Origin of the sequence: Nitrosococcus watsonii C-113, from assembly GCF_000143085.1 — a bacterium.
Taxonomy (GTDB): Bacteria; Pseudomonadota; Gammaproteobacteria; order Nitrosococcales; family Nitrosococcaceae; genus Nitrosococcus; species Nitrosococcus watsonii.
This window is the reverse complement of the sequence record NC_014315.1, coordinates 1,343,070-1,362,293: the sequence shown is the minus strand read 5'-3', so window position 1 is coordinate 1,362,293 and position 19,224 is coordinate 1,343,070. Positions and strand designations below refer to the sequence as shown.

Below are 19,224 nucleotides of genomic sequence, written 5' to 3'. Positions count from 1 at the left end.
CTAACCGTAGGTAGCGCGAACCAGTTCCAGCAGTCCCTCTTTGACTTCAGCTTCATCACAAAGGGGTTCTATCAAAGCCACCTGAGCAGCTTCAAAAGGATCTATCCCTTCCTCCATCAAAATAGCGCAGTAAACCAAAAGGCGGGTTGACGCTACTTCCTCCAGGTCAACCCCTTTCAATGCCCGCAACCGGTTGGCTAAATTAACCAGAGGAATACAACGTTCCCGGGGAAAGCCGCTTTCCCTGGCGACGATTTCAACTTCCGCTTCAGTGGCGGGAAAATCGAAGCTAAGGGCCACGAAACGCTGCCGGGTACTAGGCTTTAGAGACTTGAGGATGTTCTGATAGCCTGGATTATAAGAGACTACCAACATGAACTCCGGGGGCGCCTGCAAAGTCTCCCCGGTGCGCTCCAAGGGCAGGATGCGGCGGTCATCAGTCAAGGGATGAAGTACCACGGTGACATCCTTACGGGCCTCCACAATTTCATCCAGATAGCAAATGCCCCCTTCCCGGACAGCCTGGGTCAGCGGCCCATCTACCCAAATCGTCTCCCCGCCCTTGAGGAGATAGCGCCCGGTTAGATCAGAGGCCGTCAAATCGTCGTGGCAAGAAACGGTCAACAAGGGGCGGCCCAGCCGGGCCGCCATATGGGCTACGAAGCGGGTCTTGCCACAGCCGGTGGGTCCCTTAAGTAAAAGGGGGAGCCGGTAGCGGTAAGCAGCTTCAAACAAGGCACACTCATTGCCCACCGGCAGATAAAAAGGGATTTCTTCTTCCACCTGGCGAGAAGGTTGCGCTTCTTGCGAAGACCAGGAAACCTCCATCTTCCGTCTCTTACTTAGTGGCCGTTTGCACCCCTAGAGGCGCTGCCATTTGTCCTCGAACCGGGCCTAGTACCGCGTAGATATAAAGCAGAGCGCCGATTACGAAGAAAATTCCCGAGCCTAGACGTAACCAGTAAAAAAGGGCAATCTGCTGCTGAATCTCCATAAAGTCCATGCCGAGCACACGCTGGAGATGAGTCTGAATCACTCCGGCAAAAGTTAGGGTAAAAGTCATGAACGCCATGGACCCGGTCATGATCCAAAAACTCCACATATTGAGGATTTGGTTGAAGGGCTGCACCCCCCGCAAGGCGGGTAACGCATAGGTAAAGAAAGCTAAATTCAGCATCACATAGGCCCCATAGAAAGCTAAGTGGCCATGGGCAGCCGTCACTTGAGTGCCGTGGCTATAGAAATTAACCTGGGAAAAACTGTGCATGAGCCCCCATACCCCGGCACCAAAGAAGGCCATCACCGGACAGCCCAAACTCCACAGCATGGCAGCCCTGTTCGGGTGGTCGCGACCGCTTTCATGAACCAGATAAAAAGCCCATAGCACCATGGCGAAAAAGGGCAGCACTTCCAACACTGAAAACACGCCACCTATCCAGTGCCAATAGCCCGGAGTACCAATCCAGTAATAATGATGGCCGGTGCCCAAAAGACCGCTCACCAGGGAAAGACCCACAATGACATAAAGCCATTTTTCAATAATTTCCCGGTCCACACCGGTTAATTTAATAAGAAGAAAAGCCAGCATGGCCGCCATGATGAGTTCCCACACCCCTTCGACCCAAACATGCACCACCCACCACCAGTACAATTTATCGAGAGCTAAATTACTGGGGTTATAAAAAGCAAAGAGATAAAACAAGGCTGCCCCCCACAATCCTACCAGCAAGACAATGGAAACCACCGTCTTTCGCCCCTTAAGCACGGTCATGGTGATATTGTAGAGAAATATGACAAAGGCAACGGCCAAAAGAATTTTGACCCAAAGGGGCTGCTCCAGAAATTCGCGTCCTTCGTGGACCCCGAACAGATAGCTAATGACCGCCCCTAGCGCCGCGAAAACAAAGATTCCAAGCTGCCACCAAGCCAGCTTAGGACTGTAAACCTCCCGCTCGCATTCCTCGGGTATCAAGAAGTAACTGGCGCCAAAATAACCGAGCAGGAGCCATACCAACAAGGCACTGGTATGTATCATGCGGATAATGTTAAAAGGGGCGGCTTCAGAGAGAAAATGGGGGAAGACATAGATGGTGCCCGCCAGCACCCCCGCCACGAGCTGCACTAGAAACAAAGCCAAAGCGGCCACGAAATAAGGATAGGCAAGCTGCTGCGTTTGATATTTCATTTAGAAATCTCCATAGACAAAGGGCACACACTAATTAACCAGCATTATTGGGTGGCCAGCCCAGGGTATCAATGCGGCTCGTCCATTCAAAAAAATCAACCAGATCATCCAATTCCTGCTCCGTCAGGTTAAACTGCGGCATTTGGCGCCGTCCCTCAACCCCAGTTGGCTGCACCTTCATCCAAGCTTTAATACCCATCCGCGCTCCTTCGGGATTTTCACGCCCGCCATAACGAACCCAGACATTGCCTAATTCCGGCGCGAAATAGGCGCCTTCACCTAACAAGGAATGGCAATCGATGCAGGCATGGCGTTCCCACACATGCTTACCCCGGGCCACCGACTCCGTCAACGTGGACTCATCCGTTGAAGTATTTTTAATGTAGAGGTGACTGTCTATTCCCAGGATCAAAAAGACGACTAGGAAGAAAAAAGAACCACCGTAAAAGATATTGCGTGCAGCGGATTTGGTTAAGCGTTCTGCCATGATTCCTTCCTTTTACTCTTGGTTAATCTTTATTGCAGCAACATCCCAAGGTGCTCCCAAAGGGAGCATTCAGGATGTACTTTTAATGAACTTAATTGCGCCACTAATAATTATTTTGTTATACCCACTCAAAAACGGGAAGCCGTCAAGCCCACATCGGCGTGCCGCCAAGCCTCCTCAAAACGCGCTTCCACCGTTGCCGCCGCTTCGGGTCGATCTTGCTCATGGAGGCTTTGGGCCAAGCCAAAGAGCGACCAGCCATTGTGAGGATATTGCTTTAAGTCCTCTCGGTAAACGGCTTCGGCCTCCGCCGCCCGGTCGGCTTCTAATAACGCCGCGCCCAGATTATGACGCACCGGGTAATACCAAGCCGGCGGTTCGATATACCGCAGGTTATCCTGAATTTGCACGGCCTTTTTGAGTTGGGCAATCATCTCCTCGGCTTGGCCTCGGGCACCTGCTAATTCCCCGGCAAAAATATGGGCTGCGATCCCTAATAGGGTTGAGCCAGAGGAGGCAGACCAAAAAACCAGTTGGGCCATGGCCTGAGACTGCCCGATTTTGGTTAATTGCTCATATTCCTGGGCTGCGGAATCAAACTGGCCCAGCCGCGTAAACGCTATACCTCGGGCCCAGTGCCAGATTCCCCTAGTATACCGAAAGGAGGTGCCGGGCTCGGGCTCCCGGAGAATCTCATCCCATTTCCCAAACCGCACCAAGGCATAGAGAGGCATGGGCCTGAATTCCTCCAATTGAGGCAAGGTGGAGTAGGATTCTTCAGGGATGCTAATCACCAGCTTACGAGCCGCTTCCAAGGCCAACTGGCTGTTGCCTTCCATCTGCGCCGCGGCAAATAGAAAATGGATGTTATGGGGGTAATAACCGAGCCGGTATAACCCTTCAGCATCTGGATCAAGAAGATAGGCTTCATCCGTATGGATAGCATGCTCATTGGCCACCACGGCTTCATGGTAACGCCCTACCCGCCAGTAAATATGGGCAGGCATGTGAACCAAATGACCCGCCCCCGGCGCTAGCCGCTCTAACCGCTTGGCGCTAGGAAGCGCCCGCTCCGGCGCCGAGGAAGCCTCGACAGTATGAATATAATAATGATTAGCCCCAATATGATTGGGATCGCGCTCTAATACCGACTCCAGGGTAGCTACGATTTCCTGAGTATAGGCCGTCGGCTCCCCTACGGGAGTCCAATACTCCCATGGCGTGAGATTCATCAGGGCCTCGGCAAAAATCACTGCCCCGTCCAAGTCATCAGGGTAACGGCGCGACAACGCCCTCATGGCATCGGCATAGGCCCGATCCAGCGCCTCCCGATCAGCCCCAGGGGTGGACCCATAACGTTGCGCCAGCGCTTGGATATAGGCTTGCTCCGCTTCACTGGCCTTAGGCGCCAGCGCCAGCGCTTTCTGAACGGCCTCATAAGCCTGCGGGACAGTCGCCGCTTCCATGGGCGCATTGATATTGGGTCCAAGCGCCAAGGCAACTCCCCAATAACACATGGCACAATCGGGATCGATTTTGGCGGCGTCCCTAAAGGAGCGGATAGCCTCGGCATGATTGAAGGCAAACGCAAGGGTTAAGCCCTGATCGAAATAACGCTGGACCAGGGGAAAGGAAGTAGTGATGGGGTGATGATGATCGCCCAGATTATCCAACAGGGGATCGATATCCCCCGGTGGCGCATCTTCGCTCGCTGTCGTGGCTGAACCGGCGGCAAAGCTGCTCTGCTGCCCTTCATTGGCAACGGCGGGCACCCGCTGTTCGCATCCTGCCAATAATGATAGAAAGAGACTCAATAACCCTAGATATCTCATCTTCTATATCCCAGGCACGAAGGCAACCCTCAAACCGTTTTCATCCTATATAAAAGTATAGTATCTATATTTTATGGTACAGAATTTACTAAATAGCAATACAAGCCTTGTAATTTTTAGTAGAAGCGGGGTTTTCTCGGCCTCAGCTTACAAGGTTTTTCAGAAGGGGCGGCGGGCGCGCAATCCGGGGAAGCGCAGAAATTCTTTATTTAGTGATGGACTGTGATCCAGCTCGGTGCCCGAACGCGTTCCCGTTCATTTCTCGATGATGATTTGCACTCGTCCGCGTTTCTTAATATTGATCCAGGAATATAATGACACACCAACGCCGAATTGGAAATCACTCATTGGAGAAAGAAATATGGCCGAGCAAAATGGCATAGGCTCTGGCGCAATACAGGACCTACCTCAACAAATTGATTACGACCTTGGCATGGCTGTTGAACGTTTCGACAGTTGGGTCGATGGCGCTATCCGATTATTGCCGAATATCGTTTTGGCTCTCGTAGTAATGATATTATTCTATGGTTTGGCTGTACTTATCCAATGGCTTGTTCAGCGCCAATCAATCCGCCGGGGCCGCCACAACCTAGGAAGAATGCTCGGCAGTTTTTCGAAATGGGCGGTTATCTTATCTGGTTTTTTGCTAGCGGCAACTATCGTGTTGCCCACTTTAAACCCCGGTGATTTGATAGCGGGGTTAGGCGTCAGCTCTGTTGCCATCGGTTTTGCATTCAAAGACATATTACAAAACTGGCTTGCCGGGTTGCTGATTTTATTACGCCAGCCATTTGAGGTTGACGATCAAATCAAAGTCGATAGCCATGAGGGTACCGTCGAACAAATCGAGACCCGTGCAACGATTATTAAAACTTATGATGGGCAGCGGATTCTTATCCCAAACAGCTACATTTACACCCATGCAGTGATAGTAAAAACAGCTTATGAAAAACGCCGCAGCCAATACGATATTAATATAAACTATGATAATAGTGCCAATAGTATTGGAGAGACGTGCGAGCGAATACGGGGTGCTATCGCCCAGGTTGCAGAGGTTGAAACCAACCCGCCTCCTGAGGCCCTGGCCTGGGATTTAACTGAAGACAAAGTCACCATCCGGGCACGCTGGTGGACAAATAGCCACCGGGCAAATATATCCCGAGTGCGTGCGGCAGTAATCAACGCCATTAGGCAAGTCTTGGACCAAGGCCGGACGGAACCCAAACCCCATTAGTCCTCTCTTAATAAATATCAAGGTAAATATAAGGTCCAGGTACTGCCAGTGAAATGTACTGAACGCTGGCGAAAAATAACCGCTTTCTGGTTCAGTTAGCACAAAAAAATAAAAGCCTCTGTCGCGTTTTGGTGCTTCGGAGAATAACAGCTAAGGGAGCTGTAAAAGACGCGCATGGGTTTGAATCAAACAGGCTCGATGAGTGCAAAGCCTCTTGCAGGTGAAGGTAGCGATGCTCGAGCAGGTAGGCTGGGATGATCAAACGGCTTTAGCATCGGCACCGCCTCCCCTGCACTATTGAGCGTTAGCCGTTCATTAACAATCGCCGGTCGCGTAATATAACGGCAAGAGAGTTAACTCCCTGATTTATTGAAATACAAACGGTTGCGCCGAAATTCGTCCAACTCAACCTGCCTTAATCCATCGCAATCCAAACACTCTTAACCGCAGTATAATTATTCAGGGCGTATGAGCCTAATTCGCGTCCAATGCCAGATTGCTTAAACCCACCAAATGGTGTAGCAACATCAAAAACATTATAGCAATTCACCCAAACTGTACCGGCACGGAGTTTTGCTGCAATATAATGTGCATTTGTCACATCCCGTGTCCACAATCCGGCAGCTAGGCCATACGGTGTATTGTTAGCACGTTCAATCAAGTCATCCAGGTCATCAAACAGAATTGCGGCAAGAACGGGTCCAAAGATCTCTTCCTTAGCAATAACCATTTTATCGCGTACATTGGCAAACACGGTTGGCTTTACAAAGTATCCTTCCTCCTGAAATTTTTTACCACCAGCAACCAATTCTGCCCCTTCACTAACCCCTTTCTCAATATAACTTAATACCCTTTCTTGCTGACCTATCGATATTAGAGGTCCTATTTCAGTATCATTATAAATTCCAGGTCCTTGTTTAATATTATTGGCATAATCAATCATTTCTGCCACAACATTATCATAATGCTTCTTATGAACAAAGACACGGGAGCCTGCTGTACAATTTTGGCCTTGATTGATCATGACTCCATTCAATGCACCTGGGATTGCTTTAGATAAATCAGCATCTGGCATGATGATATTAGGGGATTTTCCACCAAGTTCTAAGGTAATATCTTTTAACGTTTTTGCGGCATTTTGCATAATCACTTTGCCGGTCTGTGTAGAACCCGTAAATCCAATTTTATCAACCAGCGGATGTTCAACTAATGGTACGCCAACGGGTCCACCAAAACCGGGAACTACATTGAAAACACCCGGAGGAAACCCCGCTTTTTCCGTTAACTCCGCCAAGTATAAAGTTGACAGGGGTGTTAGTTCTGAAGGCTTAAGAACCATCGTACATCCCATTGCCAATGCCGCACCCATTTTATACATCGCCATAAGCAATGGTAAATTCCATGGAATAATTTGTCCCACGACTCCCAACGGTTCATGACGTGAGTAATTAAAATACGGGCCACTTACCGGAATCGTTTGACCGACAATTTTTGTAGGCCAACCAGCATAATACCGCATATGTTCCACCGAAAGCGGCACATCCATATTTCTAGATTCACGGATTGGTTTTCCATTATCTAATGTTTCAAGCAGTGCTAATTCTTCTGCATGCTCTTCCATCAGATCCGCTAGTTTATACATAATTCTGCTTCTTTCAGCAGCACTCATTTTTAGCCATGGACCGTTATCAAAAGCCTCACGAGCAGCTTTTACCGCAACATCAACATCCTCTGGTCCTCCTTCAAATACAGTTGCCAATACTTCTCCTGTTGCAGGATTATACGTTTCGAACGTTTTTTGCGATTTACTTTTTACAAATTCCCCATTAATGTACATCCGCTTTGTACCATTAAGAAATTTCTCTACCTTCGAGTTTGGATTAATTTTTAAAACACTCACTATTCCTCTCCTGTAAAATAATATCTTCCATTAGACGTGTCCATTTACTACAGACTGTCAGTTTTTTAGACAACCCGCCCACTTTATTAAATTTCGCTATTTTTTTCCCTCCATCTGACAACTAAGTCTCTTAGCTTTGATTAAGCCAGCTCTATCATCGAACTTGCCAAGCGAAATAACCGTTACCGCACCTGACGCTTCAATGCTATTAATAAACCCGTCACTATCATAGCCTTTGTCCGCTAAAATATAGTCGGCTTGAATCTGATCAATCAGTGCGTTCGCTTGACCGTACTCCGAGGCTTGTCCTTCCGTCATTTGTTCGGGCTGATCTATTAGGGCCTTGTTGCATGACCTGAGCCAAAAGGAATCACACCTGCATTAACATATGTTATAAACATGCAAGTATATTTTTAACATGTCTAAGCTGATCCAGCTACGAAATGTCCCTAACAAACTGCACCGAAAACTCAAAGCGCGGGCGGCTCAAGAAGGAATGCCGCTCTCGGATTATCTCCTTGCTAGGATTCAGAGAGCGTCTGAGCGACCTACTCTAAGTGAGTTGCGTAAGCGCCTTCATGGGCGCATTCCGGTAGAACCGCACGTAGCACCACCCGCTGAGGCCATCAGGGCTGAGCGGGAGCGGCAGTGATCGTAATAGATGCCTCGGCAATCCTTGAAATACTTCTAGTTACCCAGGCAGCCCAGACCATTGAAGATCGTATCTTCTCAACGATAGAAACCCTCCATGCTCCTCACCTCCTCGATCTTGAACTCGCCCAGGTGCTATGACGTTAACTGCGCCAGTGAGCAGATGACGTTTGGACGTGGCTATCAGGCATTGAGCGACCTGGCTAATTTCCCCATCATTCCCTATCCACATGATCTATTTCTGTCCCGAATCTGGGAGTTGCGCCATAACGTACCGCCTATGACGCTGTCTACATGGCTCTTGCCGAGCTCTGTCCGCCCCTCCGCTACGCTCTACCCATCATCCTACGCAGGCTGATCATCGATATTGAGGGTGGTGTTTATATTAGGGTCTGACCCCTTTTGTTTATTGTCAATTTACGATTTTAAACCCCGTGCCTCCATTGGATAAGGAGACGCCAGAATGATTGAAGAACCGGCAGCGGCCAAAAGCCGAACGAGCCCTCATCGAATCCAAGGCAAAACCGATTTCTGCTGATCGCGGAACTGCTTGAGCATCTGGGTGTGAAGCTCCTCGGCCAGTCTTTGCGTATGTTGCTCGGCTTCGGCGTCACTCAGGAGACCGCCTACCGCTGGGACGATGAGTACTTCGAACTGACCTACCAGCCACAGGGCTCCCTTAACAAGCGGGGCGGCCCAGTCAGCCCACCCTTTGAACCAGTCGATGAGTTCACCAACGGCCTTATCAAAGCCGACGTAATACTCATTTTCAAGCCATTCCTGAATCTCAACCAAGTGGGGAACATTCCCCACGTCGAGTTCAAAATGTAGTTTCCGAGACGGAATGCTATATTGGCTGGCAATCTTCTCGGCGTCCGCTTCGACGTGATGGAGCACTACCTTAATGAGCTGCTGGGCAGCCTCGTTTTTTATCTCGCGTCCCTCGCCACTAGCCTCCCACTCTCGTCCCTTTTCTATGAATGCTTTGGCTAGACCATCGGCTGCCTTGATCTTGCCTTCTTTCCATTCATCAATACAGGCGGGCATAATACCTTTGAAGGTGGAGTCAAGCGACTTTAACAGAAATGCTTCGATCGCCTTAGGCACCTCGGGTTCGAGTTTCTCCTTCAGGGCCTCAACGGTAAAGGTGTTTTCGATTTCCTCGGCAAACGTGCGGCAGCGTTGCAACCAGCGACCAGTTCGTGCTAGGCCACTGGCGACCATGGTTTCCGGGCTCGATTCATGTTTGATGGAGTCCTTCTTACCGAAGGTCCCCTCGCCGAAGATTTCCTTACAAATTTCCCCGGGGAACTCCATGCGTGACGCCCCGCCTGTCAAAAGAATGAAGGCAGGTGGAGAATCCAAGCGCGAGCGGATTTTTTGCAGCAACTCGCGGTAGGCGTCGGCCCAGGTTTTGCCAGCCAATTGCTCGTAGCGATACCTATGAACAGCATCATCAATCATCTCTTGACTTGTCTCAAGTTCCAGTTTTTTAACCAAGTACTTGGTCTTGCTCTCGGGCAGGTTTTTTTTGCGTCTGGCCTTGCTGACCTTAAAGTATTCTTCTTTCAACTTGCGGGCAACGAATAATGCTCGCCGTCGATCCTTTGGATCTCGGGCGAAGTGCTCTCCCCACCATTGACGGTCTGACGGATTCATCCGCTTCTTGAGGTTTTCTTCCAAAATGTATTCATCGATCAGGCCGGCCCCCAGATCGTATCCGCTTTCCACATCCTTCACTTGCAGTTTATTGATATAAGTAATGTCGGTAGTCGACGAACCAATATCAATCACAACAATGGGTACGTCGAGGTTTTCATCAAAGTTTTTATTTTCAGAATCAAGCCGCCTTGAATCACGGGCATGGATCAAGGCTGCCCAGGACTCCCGCACCACGAGAGGATGAGGGAGACCCGCCTCGACGAACACCCTGCGGTATTCCTCTACCGCATCATTCGGCCATGCGGTTGGACACCCGATTAAATAGCACACTTTATCTTTATCCAGCAGGTAGTTTTCTTTTACCTTTTGATGACACACTCGCGCGTACCTGACAATTGCCGGACGCTTGTCTTTCCAGGCACCTGAAAAAGGGCGCGCCTTGAAGGCAATTTCAAACTCCTCAGTATCGTCCGCATCCGAGTCGATAGCTTGATAGCCCACTTCGTCCCGATCCCCAATTCAGGCTATGGCGGTCGGGAAGGTTTTTTCGTTGCCCATCTCCAATGGGCTAGGGGGTTCATTGCCATCGGCCGGGACCTTAACTAGGCAGGTCTCGCCGTGGCCCAAGTCAAAACCAACAAAAACGTCGAAGCGGCCTTCGGGGAGTTGCGGCAATTGAGTCAGGGTTGAGGTATTCATCGGCATGTCTCCTTGGAAAGGGTAAGATAGACGACTCCTGGCGCTATGCGATCACCTCGCCGCACCACGGAAAGGACCGTCTTGGGCGAAGGAACAGTAGGGCTCCTTCGAATCCTCCAATCATCGGCCGGCGCCTCCGGCGACCATTCGGTAACAACATCGATTTCTAAGCTTTCTAACTGGCGGCGAAATCGAGCTGGTTCGATCAGGAAGGTCTCATGCAGTTCCTTCGGGTTTTTACTGTCGACCGAACCGATCAATTGCTGGATAAATTCCAGCAAGGCGGTTTCCGCCGGACCGCCTCGCTCGGCGGAAGATGAGGGGGCGATGGCATCTAAGGCGCCGCCGAGATGCCCGAGCGCGGTCCGTACAGCCGATCGGAGCCGTCGCTCATCGAACAGCACATCCGCCTCCGCCTCCCCTTCAAGCTGTGGCGGCGATTTTCAGGCTCCGAAGATCATTCGATGGACCAAGCCTGCGGGTCTGCCCATTAGACTCAAGAAAAAGGCAGGGCGGAAGCGCCTATAGGGATCAAGGTCCGTGACCGCCACTTCAGCGAGGGCTAACACCAGCACTAACACGGCTATGACTACCGTGATAGCTGACGGTTCGAGAACTGCCAAAGCGAGGACAGCCAACACCACCAGCCCTTGGCCGATCCTAATCAGACCTATTTGCCGCCATCGCGCCTGGTCAAATTCGTCTTGGCCAGGCCGTGTTTTAGTTACAACGCGGGCCTCAACGGAAATCACTTCCGGCATATTGGACCAGATAGCCTGGAGAGCATCTAGACCATTGAATAATACTACGCGCCGCTGCTCTTCTTGCAGATGCTCGGCGATATCCGCCTTTATTTTCGCGAAATCTTCGCCAAGATGCGCGACCGCCTCGGACGGCTTGACAGCCGCGGAACGCGGCTGTTTAGAAGGGAACGACTTTTGAAGCAACGAGCTAAAGTTAATACTCATGCCATTTTGCTCCTTACGGCCAAATAGCCAGATGTAAGTTCTTTGCTGCTATAAGCCACTTCAACCAGTATACTGCGCTGCTCTCAAAATCCTCCAATGATGTATAACGTTATCGAATCACGGGCCTCGGTGGTTTCAAATTACCTGCTTCAAGAGGCTTATCCCCGCCCGGCCTACCCGGCTTTGGTTCTCGCGCTCCAACGCTTGGCAAATATGACGGCCCACCCCGATCAGCTTTTCCAGATCCACGCCCGTTTCAATACCCATTCCCTCCAACATATAAACGACATCTTCCGTTGCCATATTGCCGGTGGCTCCCTTGGCATAAGGACACCCGCCCAAACCAGCCACAGCGCTGTCAATAACGGAGACCCCAAGTTTCAGGCAAGCAAAAATATTGGCCAGCGCCTAGCCGTAGGTATCATGGAAATGCAACGCCAACCGCGCCAGGGGAATCTCTTCCACCACCGTCGCCAATAGCGGGCCTGCAAGGAAGTGGCGCCTACACCAAACGATGGGAGCCGGACCATTAATGGTCCGGCTCCCATCATGCTGCTGGCCTGCTTCCTCCATACCGCCATCGATCAGCAAGTGGAGAAATACTTACGCCACGAGGGGAAGTGGGGGGGCAGCCGCAACAGATCAAGGTCCCTTCCCCTAAATACAAACAATGATGCGGATCTTCTTGATCTCGCCATTTGATTCTTAAGCGCTAGTAGCAGCGCTCCCATCGACTCGCGGTAAAACGAAGCACGCGAGTCGATGGGAACATTTACTTAGACAGAACGTCTCGGCTAATCGTCAAGCTTATCGGACAAAATCTCGCCAGAAGAAGGATCGACTTCCAGTTCGCGTTTTTGGTTGTCTTTGTAAACGTCAACTTCCCATTTGCCGTCATCGAACTCTATTTCTGAGATTTGCTTGAACCCTTGTTCCTCAAGACTTTTCACAATCTCTGAGAGCGGCTTGCCATCTTGCGGTGGTTTATCACCTGCTAACACCATGGCTGGAAGGATAGTAAGCACCGAAAAGATGCTAATGATTGTAGCTAATTTCATAATTTTTCCTTTTTGACAAACTTATCCGATATAAAGGCGTATGTACCCCTATTTGATTACTTGTCATGGTACATACTAGCTTATATATAGTAGATTTTTGGTGTGGCTGCTGAGAATAATGGGGGGTTCTTCCAAAGAGTACGCAAAGTTGAGGCCGTTGCAAAAAAATTTTTGCAATAGAGCCCACCTTACTAACCTTCGAGCCTTTGCAGCCGTGCGCGTAGCTGCGTCAATTCGTCCAACAACTCCAGGGCCAGCGCGGTACCGGCAAGATTGACCTCCAAATCCTGCTCCAGACGCTGGGCGCAGCGGATACGCCGCACGCTGACACCGCGAAAGCGCCACTGCTTAGGCCAGTATCCCTGTGGCTCAACCACGCCGTACTCAACCAGCTGAAATACCCGCTCGGCCGTTACCTGGCAGGTCTGGCATAGTTCCGTTAGAGTCAATTCCACATCCTCTTCTAGGATTTCACCTGTTAACGAGTTCATCATTTCGTCACCCATATCAGTTCACACTCCCAGTTCGGCGCGTGGATTGAAGCCGAGCGCCTTCTCAAATTCCGCATAGGCCGCCTTGGCCTTGTCTGTATCCGCTTTGGGCAGGACAATCTCCAACACTAGATAAAAATCCCCTGGTTCTTTGGCGGGAATGCCCCGGCCCTTGAGGCGCAGTTTGCGTCCACTCCATGAGTTTGGAGGAATCTTCAGATCAACGGTTCCCGAGAGTGTCGGCACCTTGACTGTGGCGCCTAAAGCTGCTTCCCAAGGCGCCACCGGCAAGTTTAGGTAAACATCCTTACCCTCGGCCTTGTAGAAAGGATGGGGCTTGAACGCGACTTCCAGATATAAGTCGCCGGCGCCCCCCTTACCGGCACCGGCCCCGCCCTGCCCGGCTAGACGAATATTCTGCCCCTGATGCACGCCCTTGGGGATACGCACATTGAGCGTACGTTCTTTGAGTTGGGGTCGGCCATCGGGGCCAAGTTCGGTATGCTTGAGCGTGATCGTTCGACTAGTTCCCTGGTAGGCGTCCTCCAGGTCGATCAGAATCTTAGCGTAGGTATCCTCGCCCCGGGCATGAAACTCCCGTTGCCTGCGCCCGCCAAACCCACCGCGCCCAAACAAGCTCTCGAAGAAATCACTGAACTGTTCAGCATCGCCCCCGGTAAAACCGCCACCGTGGAACTCGAATCCCTGATCCCAATCTGGCGGCGGCCGGAAATCCTGACCCTCCTTCCAGTTGGCGCCTAATTGGTCATAGGCGGCGCGCTTTTCCGGGTCCTTGAGAACCTCGTAAGCCTCGCCAACCTCCTTAAAGCGTGCCTCAGCTCCCGGTTCCTTACTCACGTCCGGGTGGTATTTGCGCGCCAGTTTGCGGTAGGCGCGCTTGATCTCATCCTGCGTGGCATCACGCTTGATGTCCATGATTTGGTAATAATCTTTAAATTCCATGATGCCTCATCTATCTCCTTGCACTTCCACCTGGATGGTCTCGCGCGGAGACCTTGACACGATCATCCAGAGCCTTACGCAAATAGTCAATCTGAATACCGACAAAAGAATAGAAGATTTCTTTACCCGCAGAATATACTACGGGGGTATAGACTAATAATTTTATCGACTTATCTGTTACAGTCACGATTTTTATAATAAATAGCCGTCACACGATGTTATCGAATTCCCAAGAACCGCCGTCTTCCCCGGTAGCTGGTCCCATTGATATCCGCAGCACTGCACTAGTGCTGCTCGCTCTATTTGCCGCGCTCCTGATACTAGAATGGACCCAGGCGGTGTTAGTGCCCCTAGTATTCAGTATATTAGTAAGCTATTCCCTGGACCCCATCGTCAGCGCCCTGGAACGAGTCAAAATTCCCCGTTGGCTGGGCGCCATGCTACTGGTAACGGTGTTTATAGGACTGGTAGGCTATAGCAGCTATACCCTTAGAGACCAGGCCACGGAGCTTCTGGATAAAATTCCCCAGGCAGTGCAAACATTACGCTATTCCCTGCAAGCTGAACCTGCCAGGCCCCGTGAGGGAATCATCCAGAAAGTCCAGGAGGCCGCGGAAAAAATCCAGGAAGCCACCAAGCCTGCGGATGATGGTCACGATACCCATAAGCCAGGGGTGATGAAGGTAGAAATCGTGGAGCCAGGACTCAAGCTGGGAGAATATGTCTGGTGGGGATCGCTGGGAGCCATGGCCTTCGTAGGGCAGGTGGCTACGGTCGTTATGCTGGTGCTTTTATTCTTAACTTCTGGCGATACCTATAAACGCAAACTAGTGAAGATCACTGGCCCTACGCTCTCCAAAAAGAAGGTAACGGTGGAGATACTGGATGATATCAACATCCAGATCCGTCGCTATTTGTTTGTATTGGTGATTTCAGGGGCTTTCGTGGGGCTAGTCACTTGGGGCGCCTTCCTATGGATCGGGCTAGAACAAGCAGCGCTCTGGGGACTCATTGCCGGAGTAGCAAGCACCATACCCTACCTCGGACCCGCCATGGTGTTCGCCGCTACTACCATCGTGGCGCTAGCGCAGTTTGGCACCCTTACGATGGGACTTACCGTTGGCGCCATCTCCCTCCTCATTACCGGCATCCAAGGCTATTGGCTTACCCCTTGGTTGACCAGCCGCACCTCCAGCCTCAATGCGGTGGTCGTCTTCGTGGGCCTTCTATTCTGGGGCTGGCTATGGGGACCCATCGGACTCATCGTCGCCACCCCCATCCTGATCATCATTAAAGTCTGTTGCGATCATGTGGAAAATCTAACCTCTCTCGGCGAACTGATGGGGAAAGGCTCCCATGAAGATTAAATGGTTTGTTTTTGCTCTACTTTTTGGAGTGTATCCGCTATAAATTCTTTATCTTCGGCGTCTGGCTCCTCAGGTGACTCCTGGAATTTCTCGGCATTGGAGTTAAGGCTAAGCTTAATATAGATAGGAAAATGATCGGACCCAAAGGCCGGCATCCGGATTACCCTCACCAGAAGAAAATCTTCCGAATGAAAAAGATGGTCAAGTGGCCAGCGTATTAAAGGATGCTTGGCATGGTAGGAGTTGAACATCCCGCGACCAATACGAGGATCGAGTAATCCGCTTGTTTTTTGAAAAAGCGTGGTGGTATAGGACCAGGCGACATCATTGAGGTCACCGGCTACAATCACCGGCTGAGTGCTGTTTTTTACTTCTTTGCCCACAATCAATAACTCTGCATCCCGATATATGGAAGTGTCGGCTTCCGTGGGAGAAGGAGGTTCCGGATGAAGGCAATGCATTCGAATTAACTGGCCTGAAGGCAATTTCACCTCGGTATGGATAGAAGGAATCCCTTCTTTAAGCAAAAACTTTATCTCGGGAGCTACCAGTTCAAATTTGGAATACAGCAACATCCCATAGCGGTTATCTAAAGGTTTTTTTACGGTGTAAGCATATTTAACCTCCAACTCCCGAACTTGCTCCTCCCACCATTGATCCGGTTCCAACATCAATACAATATCAGCGTCAGCCTCCCGCGCTATCGCCAAGAAGCGCTGAACATTCCGATTATCCATCAACACATTCGCGATCAGTAAAGAAATCGTGTTGCCCGGCGTGTCAGCAGAGGTATCGCGAACCTGCTTAGCCGCAAAGAAAGTGTGGGGAAATATGTTATAACTCTGAACAAGAATCGCCGCCGCGAGAACAGTAAACGTTATCCCTTCAAAAATATTTTGCACATCCCAGAAGAAGAAAAAAGCCGCCAACACGACTAAGCCCATAATCAGAATTTGCAGCCGAGGGAAATCAAAGACTCGTATCCACCATGCGCTCTGTCGAATCAAAGGCGTAAGGGTGGCAATGATAAGCACAAGGGCAAGTATTATGAGTATAATTTTCATGCTGAAGCTCCTCTACCGCAAACCTTTTTTATGAGTGTTGATTTTTTATCCCCCGCCGTTCGGTCAGCTTGAACGGGAAAGGCTTCCTACGTAGAGCAAGGCCCTTTCGTTAGCAACCGTCCTCGCCGTGACTTCGACCCAAGCTTCCCGTGCTTGACTAGCCAGCGGATAGCTAAACTCCCAGCCTGCGAACTCTAGCCGATCATCCCCAAAAACCTGGCGGACATCCTTGCGCTGCAATCCGGTGGGACATTGATGAAGGGTTCCATTAACTTTGATCTCAACGGCAGGCAATGCCCCATCATCCAAAGAGGCAGCCCAGCCACGCAGGTATAATTCACCGGACTCTGAAATACGCCGCTCATCCACCCAGCCCCAGGGACCATAACGAAAGGCTTGCAACCCTGGCAGATCCACGACCGAGGATTTAGCCACTACATAGAGATCCTGCTCCTGGGCCAAACCCTTAGGAATGCGAAAATAGGGATGATCCTCACCACCTACCTCGTGGATGGCATGCCTTACAAAGCTTTCGCTAACAAAGGTGGTACCATAAATTTTAGGGTTCAGTTCAGCATTTTCGCTGTGGGGATTAAACAAAATCTCTGTCTCTGGCAAGCTTGCTCCAACGGGCAAAAGCACTTGATCATGGACGCTGAAACAAAGAATGCCGCGTGGGTTCAGCAAGGATAGAAGCCGCTGCAGCCAGCGCTGGAATAGCCCTGGCGGTAGATGGGAAAATAGAGAAGCCACCCAAATAAAATCAAACTGCCGCTCGGCTTGGAATTGCTCCGGACTGGCACTGGACTCCAGCGCCTGAACATTGAATGTTTGGGTGACAAAAGCAAGGGCATCTTTTTGTATTTCCGCAACCCAGACATTAGTCGTGGACAGGCTGAGGGTCAGCAATCGAACTAACCGGCCAAATCCACAGGCAAAATCTAGAAAAGCGAAATCTGGCTCAGGGTTTGGAAAAAAAGCTTGCAGGATCTGTTGGGCGGCAAAATACTGCTGCAGCGCCACATTGTAATACTGACTCACGGCCGCATTGGGATCGCGGTGATGGCGCAATGAATGGATGAGCATCTGATCATGGGGATGGATCGCGGTATTGAGCGCCATCCCCATGCTTTCATGACCTGACCCTGGGAAGCATTCCCACACGGCCCGCCTGAAGCGATGATCCCGGCACAGGGCATCGGCTTCGGCACGCAATTGCTGTTCTGTCGGGTCCCTATTTTCCATTGAGTAGCAAAAACAGCTAAGCAGGAGCTGCCATGTGCTTCATAATGGCTTCCCCGAAGCCAGAACACGAGACTTGAGTCGCGCCTTCCATCAATCGGGCCAGGTCGTAGGTCACCGTCCTGGCGGCCAAGGCATCCGTAATACCCTGAATAATCAGATCAGCCGCTTCATTCCAGCCGAGATGGCGCAACATCATCTCCCCCGAAAGAATAATGCTGCTGGGGTTGACCCTATCCTGGCCCGCATATTTAGGCGCAGTCCCGTGGGTCGCCTCGAACACGGCAACCCTATCCCCCATATTCGCCCCCGGCGCCATCCCAATTCCGCCCACCTGGGCCGCTAGCGCATCGGAGATGTAATCTCCATTGAGATTAAGAGTCGCAATGACCTCATACTCTTCGGGACGAAGCAGAATTTGTTGCAGAAAGTTGTCGGCAATGGCGTCTTTGACAATAATTTTATGCCCCCTTTCAGGAGGCGTGAACTCACACCAAGGACCCCCATCAATGGGGCGGGCGCCAAAAGCTTCCTGAGCCAGCGCATAGCCCCAGTCACAAAAAGCCCCTTCAGTAAACTTCATAATGTTACCCTTATGCACCAGAGTCACTGAACGGCGATCGTTATCAATGGCGTATTGCAAAGCTTTACGGATGAGGCGCTGGGAGCCTTCCCGGGACACAGGCTTAATGCCAATGCCAGAGCTTTCCGGAAAACGGATTTTTTCCACGCCCATCTCTTGCCGCAGAAATTCAATAATTTTTTTCGCCTCGGGTGACTGGGCTGGCCACTCGATACCGGCATAGATATCTTCGGTGTTTTCCCTAAACACCACCATATGGGTGCGGGAAGGATCGGCCAAGGGACTTGGCGTCCCTGGAAAATATCGAACCGGCCGGATGCAGGCATAGAGATCCAGCACCTGACGGATCGCCACGTTTAAAGAACGGATACCTTTGCCCACTGGCGTGGTAAGGGGGCCTTTGATAGACACCACGAATTGTCGCAAGGCATCCAAGGTCTCCGCTGGCAGCCATTCATCAGTGCCGTACACGCGTGTTGCCTTTTCCCCCGCATAGACCTCGGTCCAGGCCAGGGAGCGCTCCCCCCCATAGGCCACGGCAATTGCTTTATCGACGACTTGGCGCATCACCGGGGTGATATCCACCCCAATCCCATCGCCTTCAATAAAAGGAATGAGCGGGCGGGCGGGAACTTCAAGACTAAAGTCCTCCTTAACGGTAATAGGCTGGCCATCGGAGGGAAGGGAGATTTTGTCATAAGCCATAGGGTATTCCTTACATTATAGGTAAAACAGCTTGCCGTACAGCACAGCAAATTTTGCTAAGTATAACGCGAGCCCAGGTTTCCGCCGATAGGCACTTATTATTGCTCCCGGCGTGTGCTAGCGGGGAGCGGAG

The 19,224-nt window shown here is 50.9% G+C and carries 22 protein-coding genes; 4 read left to right on the top strand and 18 right to left on the bottom strand.

The features are described from left to right. From NWAT_RS06255 to NWAT_RS06240, 4 genes are all read right to left on the bottom strand, one after another. Entirely contained in the window at positions 1 to 828 is an 828-nt protein-coding gene (locus NWAT_RS06255) for a CbbQ/NirQ/NorQ/GpvN family protein (protein WP_013220290.1), read from the bottom strand. A gap of 10 nt (positions 829 to 838) precedes the next feature. Then, the gene (locus NWAT_RS06250) at positions 839 to 2,185 is read right to left on the bottom strand and encodes a cbb3-type cytochrome c oxidase subunit I (RefSeq protein WP_013220289.1); all 1,347 of its coding nucleotides are present in this window, start codon (positions 2,183 to 2,185) and stop codon (positions 839 to 841) included. A 34-nt stretch (positions 2,186 to 2,219) separates the two neighbouring features. Next, entirely contained in the window at positions 2,220 to 2,672 is a 453-nt protein-coding gene (locus NWAT_RS06245) for a c-type cytochrome (RefSeq protein ID WP_013220288.1), read from the bottom strand. A gap of 128 nt (positions 2,673 to 2,800) precedes the next feature. Further along, positions 2,801 to 4,504 carry a tetratricopeptide repeat protein gene (locus tag NWAT_RS06240; protein ID WP_013220287.1) on the bottom strand — a complete coding sequence of 568 codons (1,704 nt, stop codon included), beginning with the start codon at positions 4,502 to 4,504 and terminating at the stop codon, positions 2,801 to 2,803. A gap of 361 nt (positions 4,505 to 4,865) precedes the next feature. On the opposite strand from NWAT_RS06240, the gene NWAT_RS06235 reads away from it, so the two are divergent. Continuing rightward, the gene (locus NWAT_RS06235; RefSeq protein ID WP_013220286.1) at positions 4,866 to 5,738 is read left to right on the top strand and encodes a mechanosensitive ion channel family protein; all 873 of its coding nucleotides are present in this window, start codon (positions 4,866 to 4,868) and stop codon (positions 5,736 to 5,738) included. Positions 5,739 to 6,153: 415 nt separating this feature from the next. Here NWAT_RS06235 and NWAT_RS06230 read toward each other — a convergent pair whose 3' ends face one another. Together NWAT_RS06230 and NWAT_RS15620 are read right to left on the bottom strand one after the other, a co-directional pair. Then, a complete protein-coding gene (locus tag NWAT_RS06230; protein WP_013220285.1) occupies positions 6,154 to 7,638 on the bottom strand; it encodes an aldehyde dehydrogenase family protein in 1,485 nt (494 codons plus the stop codon). Between the two features lie 96 nt (positions 7,639 to 7,734). Beyond that, positions 7,735 to 7,956 (bottom strand): transposase, encoded by a 222-nt coding sequence (locus NWAT_RS15620; protein WP_013220284.1) that lies wholly within the window; start codon positions 7,954 to 7,956, stop codon positions 7,735 to 7,737. A 100-nt stretch (positions 7,957 to 8,056) separates the two neighbouring features. On the opposite strand from NWAT_RS15620, the gene NWAT_RS06220 reads away from it, so the two are divergent. Both NWAT_RS06220 and NWAT_RS16635 read left to right on the top strand, forming a co-directional pair. Continuing rightward, on the top strand, positions 8,057 to 8,290 hold the full coding sequence (locus NWAT_RS06220) for a hypothetical protein (RefSeq protein ID WP_013220283.1): 234 nt from the start codon (positions 8,057 to 8,059) through the stop codon (positions 8,288 to 8,290). Beyond that, entirely contained in the window at positions 8,287 to 8,430 is a 144-nt protein-coding gene (locus tag NWAT_RS16635; RefSeq protein ID WP_157679822.1) for a PIN domain-containing protein, read from the top strand. The genes NWAT_RS06220 and NWAT_RS16635 overlap by 4 nt, the downstream gene beginning before the upstream one ends. 363 nt (positions 8,431 to 8,793) lie before the next feature. On the opposite strand, the gene NWAT_RS06210 is transcribed toward NWAT_RS16635, so the two are convergent. The 9 genes from NWAT_RS06210 to NWAT_RS06175 form a co-directional block, all read right to left on the bottom strand. After that, positions 8,794 to 10,329: an Hsp70 family protein gene (locus tag NWAT_RS06210; RefSeq protein ID WP_157679820.1), complete on the bottom strand. Its 1,536-nt coding sequence runs from the start codon at positions 10,327 to 10,329 to the stop codon at positions 8,794 to 8,796. A 141-nt stretch (positions 10,330 to 10,470) separates the two neighbouring features. Then, the gene (locus NWAT_RS06205) at positions 10,471 to 10,650 is read right to left on the bottom strand and encodes a hypothetical protein (RefSeq protein WP_041350537.1); all 180 of its coding nucleotides are present in this window, start codon (positions 10,648 to 10,650) and stop codon (positions 10,471 to 10,473) included. After that, positions 10,647 to 11,054, bottom strand: coding sequence for a hypothetical protein (locus NWAT_RS06200; protein WP_013220282.1), 408 nt, complete (start codon positions 11,052 to 11,054; stop codon positions 10,647 to 10,649). The genes NWAT_RS06205 and NWAT_RS06200 overlap by 4 nt, the downstream gene beginning before the upstream one ends. A gap of 39 nt (positions 11,055 to 11,093) precedes the next feature. Next, on the bottom strand, positions 11,094 to 11,618 hold the full coding sequence (locus tag NWAT_RS06195; RefSeq protein WP_013220281.1) for a hypothetical protein: 525 nt from the start codon (positions 11,616 to 11,618) through the stop codon (positions 11,094 to 11,096). Between the two features lie 135 nt (positions 11,619 to 11,753). Further along, complete coding sequence (locus NWAT_RS06190) at positions 11,754 to 12,014, bottom strand: beta/alpha barrel domain-containing protein (protein ID WP_332309892.1); 261 nt, start codon at positions 12,012 to 12,014, stop codon at positions 11,754 to 11,756. A gap of 12 nt (positions 12,015 to 12,026) precedes the next feature. Next, on the bottom strand, positions 12,027 to 12,209 hold the full coding sequence (locus NWAT_RS17875; protein ID WP_332309887.1) for a hypothetical protein: 183 nt from the start codon (positions 12,207 to 12,209) through the stop codon (positions 12,027 to 12,029). Between the two features lie 203 nt (positions 12,210 to 12,412). Beyond that, positions 12,413 to 12,676: a PepSY domain-containing protein gene (locus NWAT_RS06185; RefSeq protein ID WP_013220280.1), complete on the bottom strand. Its 264-nt coding sequence runs from the start codon at positions 12,674 to 12,676 to the stop codon at positions 12,413 to 12,415. Positions 12,677 to 12,867: 191 nt separating this feature from the next. Then, complete coding sequence (locus NWAT_RS06180; RefSeq protein ID WP_232420221.1) at positions 12,868 to 13,170, bottom strand: chaperone modulator CbpM; 303 nt, start codon at positions 13,168 to 13,170, stop codon at positions 12,868 to 12,870. A gap of 18 nt (positions 13,171 to 13,188) precedes the next feature. Beyond that, on the bottom strand, positions 13,189 to 14,130 hold the full coding sequence (locus tag NWAT_RS06175) for a DnaJ C-terminal domain-containing protein (RefSeq protein ID WP_013220278.1): 942 nt from the start codon (positions 14,128 to 14,130) through the stop codon (positions 13,189 to 13,191). Between the two features lie 215 nt (positions 14,131 to 14,345). Here NWAT_RS06175 and NWAT_RS06170 point away from each other — a divergent pair, with 215 nt between their 5' ends. Next, positions 14,346 to 15,497 (top strand): AI-2E family transporter, encoded by a 1,152-nt coding sequence (locus NWAT_RS06170; RefSeq protein ID WP_013220277.1) that lies wholly within the window; start codon positions 14,346 to 14,348, stop codon positions 15,495 to 15,497. Here NWAT_RS06170 and NWAT_RS06165 read toward each other — a convergent pair. From NWAT_RS06165 to icd, 3 genes are all read right to left on the bottom strand, one after another. Beyond that, positions 15,494 to 16,561 (bottom strand): endonuclease/exonuclease/phosphatase family protein, encoded by a 1,068-nt coding sequence (locus tag NWAT_RS06165; protein ID WP_013220276.1) that lies wholly within the window; start codon positions 16,559 to 16,561, stop codon positions 15,494 to 15,496. The genes NWAT_RS06170 and NWAT_RS06165 overlap by 4 nt on opposite strands. A gap of 63 nt (positions 16,562 to 16,624) precedes the next feature. Next, entirely contained in the window at positions 16,625 to 17,806 is a 1,182-nt protein-coding gene (locus NWAT_RS06160) for a class I SAM-dependent methyltransferase (RefSeq protein ID WP_013220275.1), read from the bottom strand. A gap of 16 nt (positions 17,807 to 17,822) precedes the next feature. Then, positions 17,823 to 19,091, bottom strand: coding sequence for an NADP-dependent isocitrate dehydrogenase (gene icd / locus NWAT_RS06155; RefSeq protein WP_013220274.1), 1,269 nt, complete (start codon positions 19,089 to 19,091; stop codon positions 17,823 to 17,825). Positions 19,092 to 19,224 lie beyond the last annotated feature (133 nt).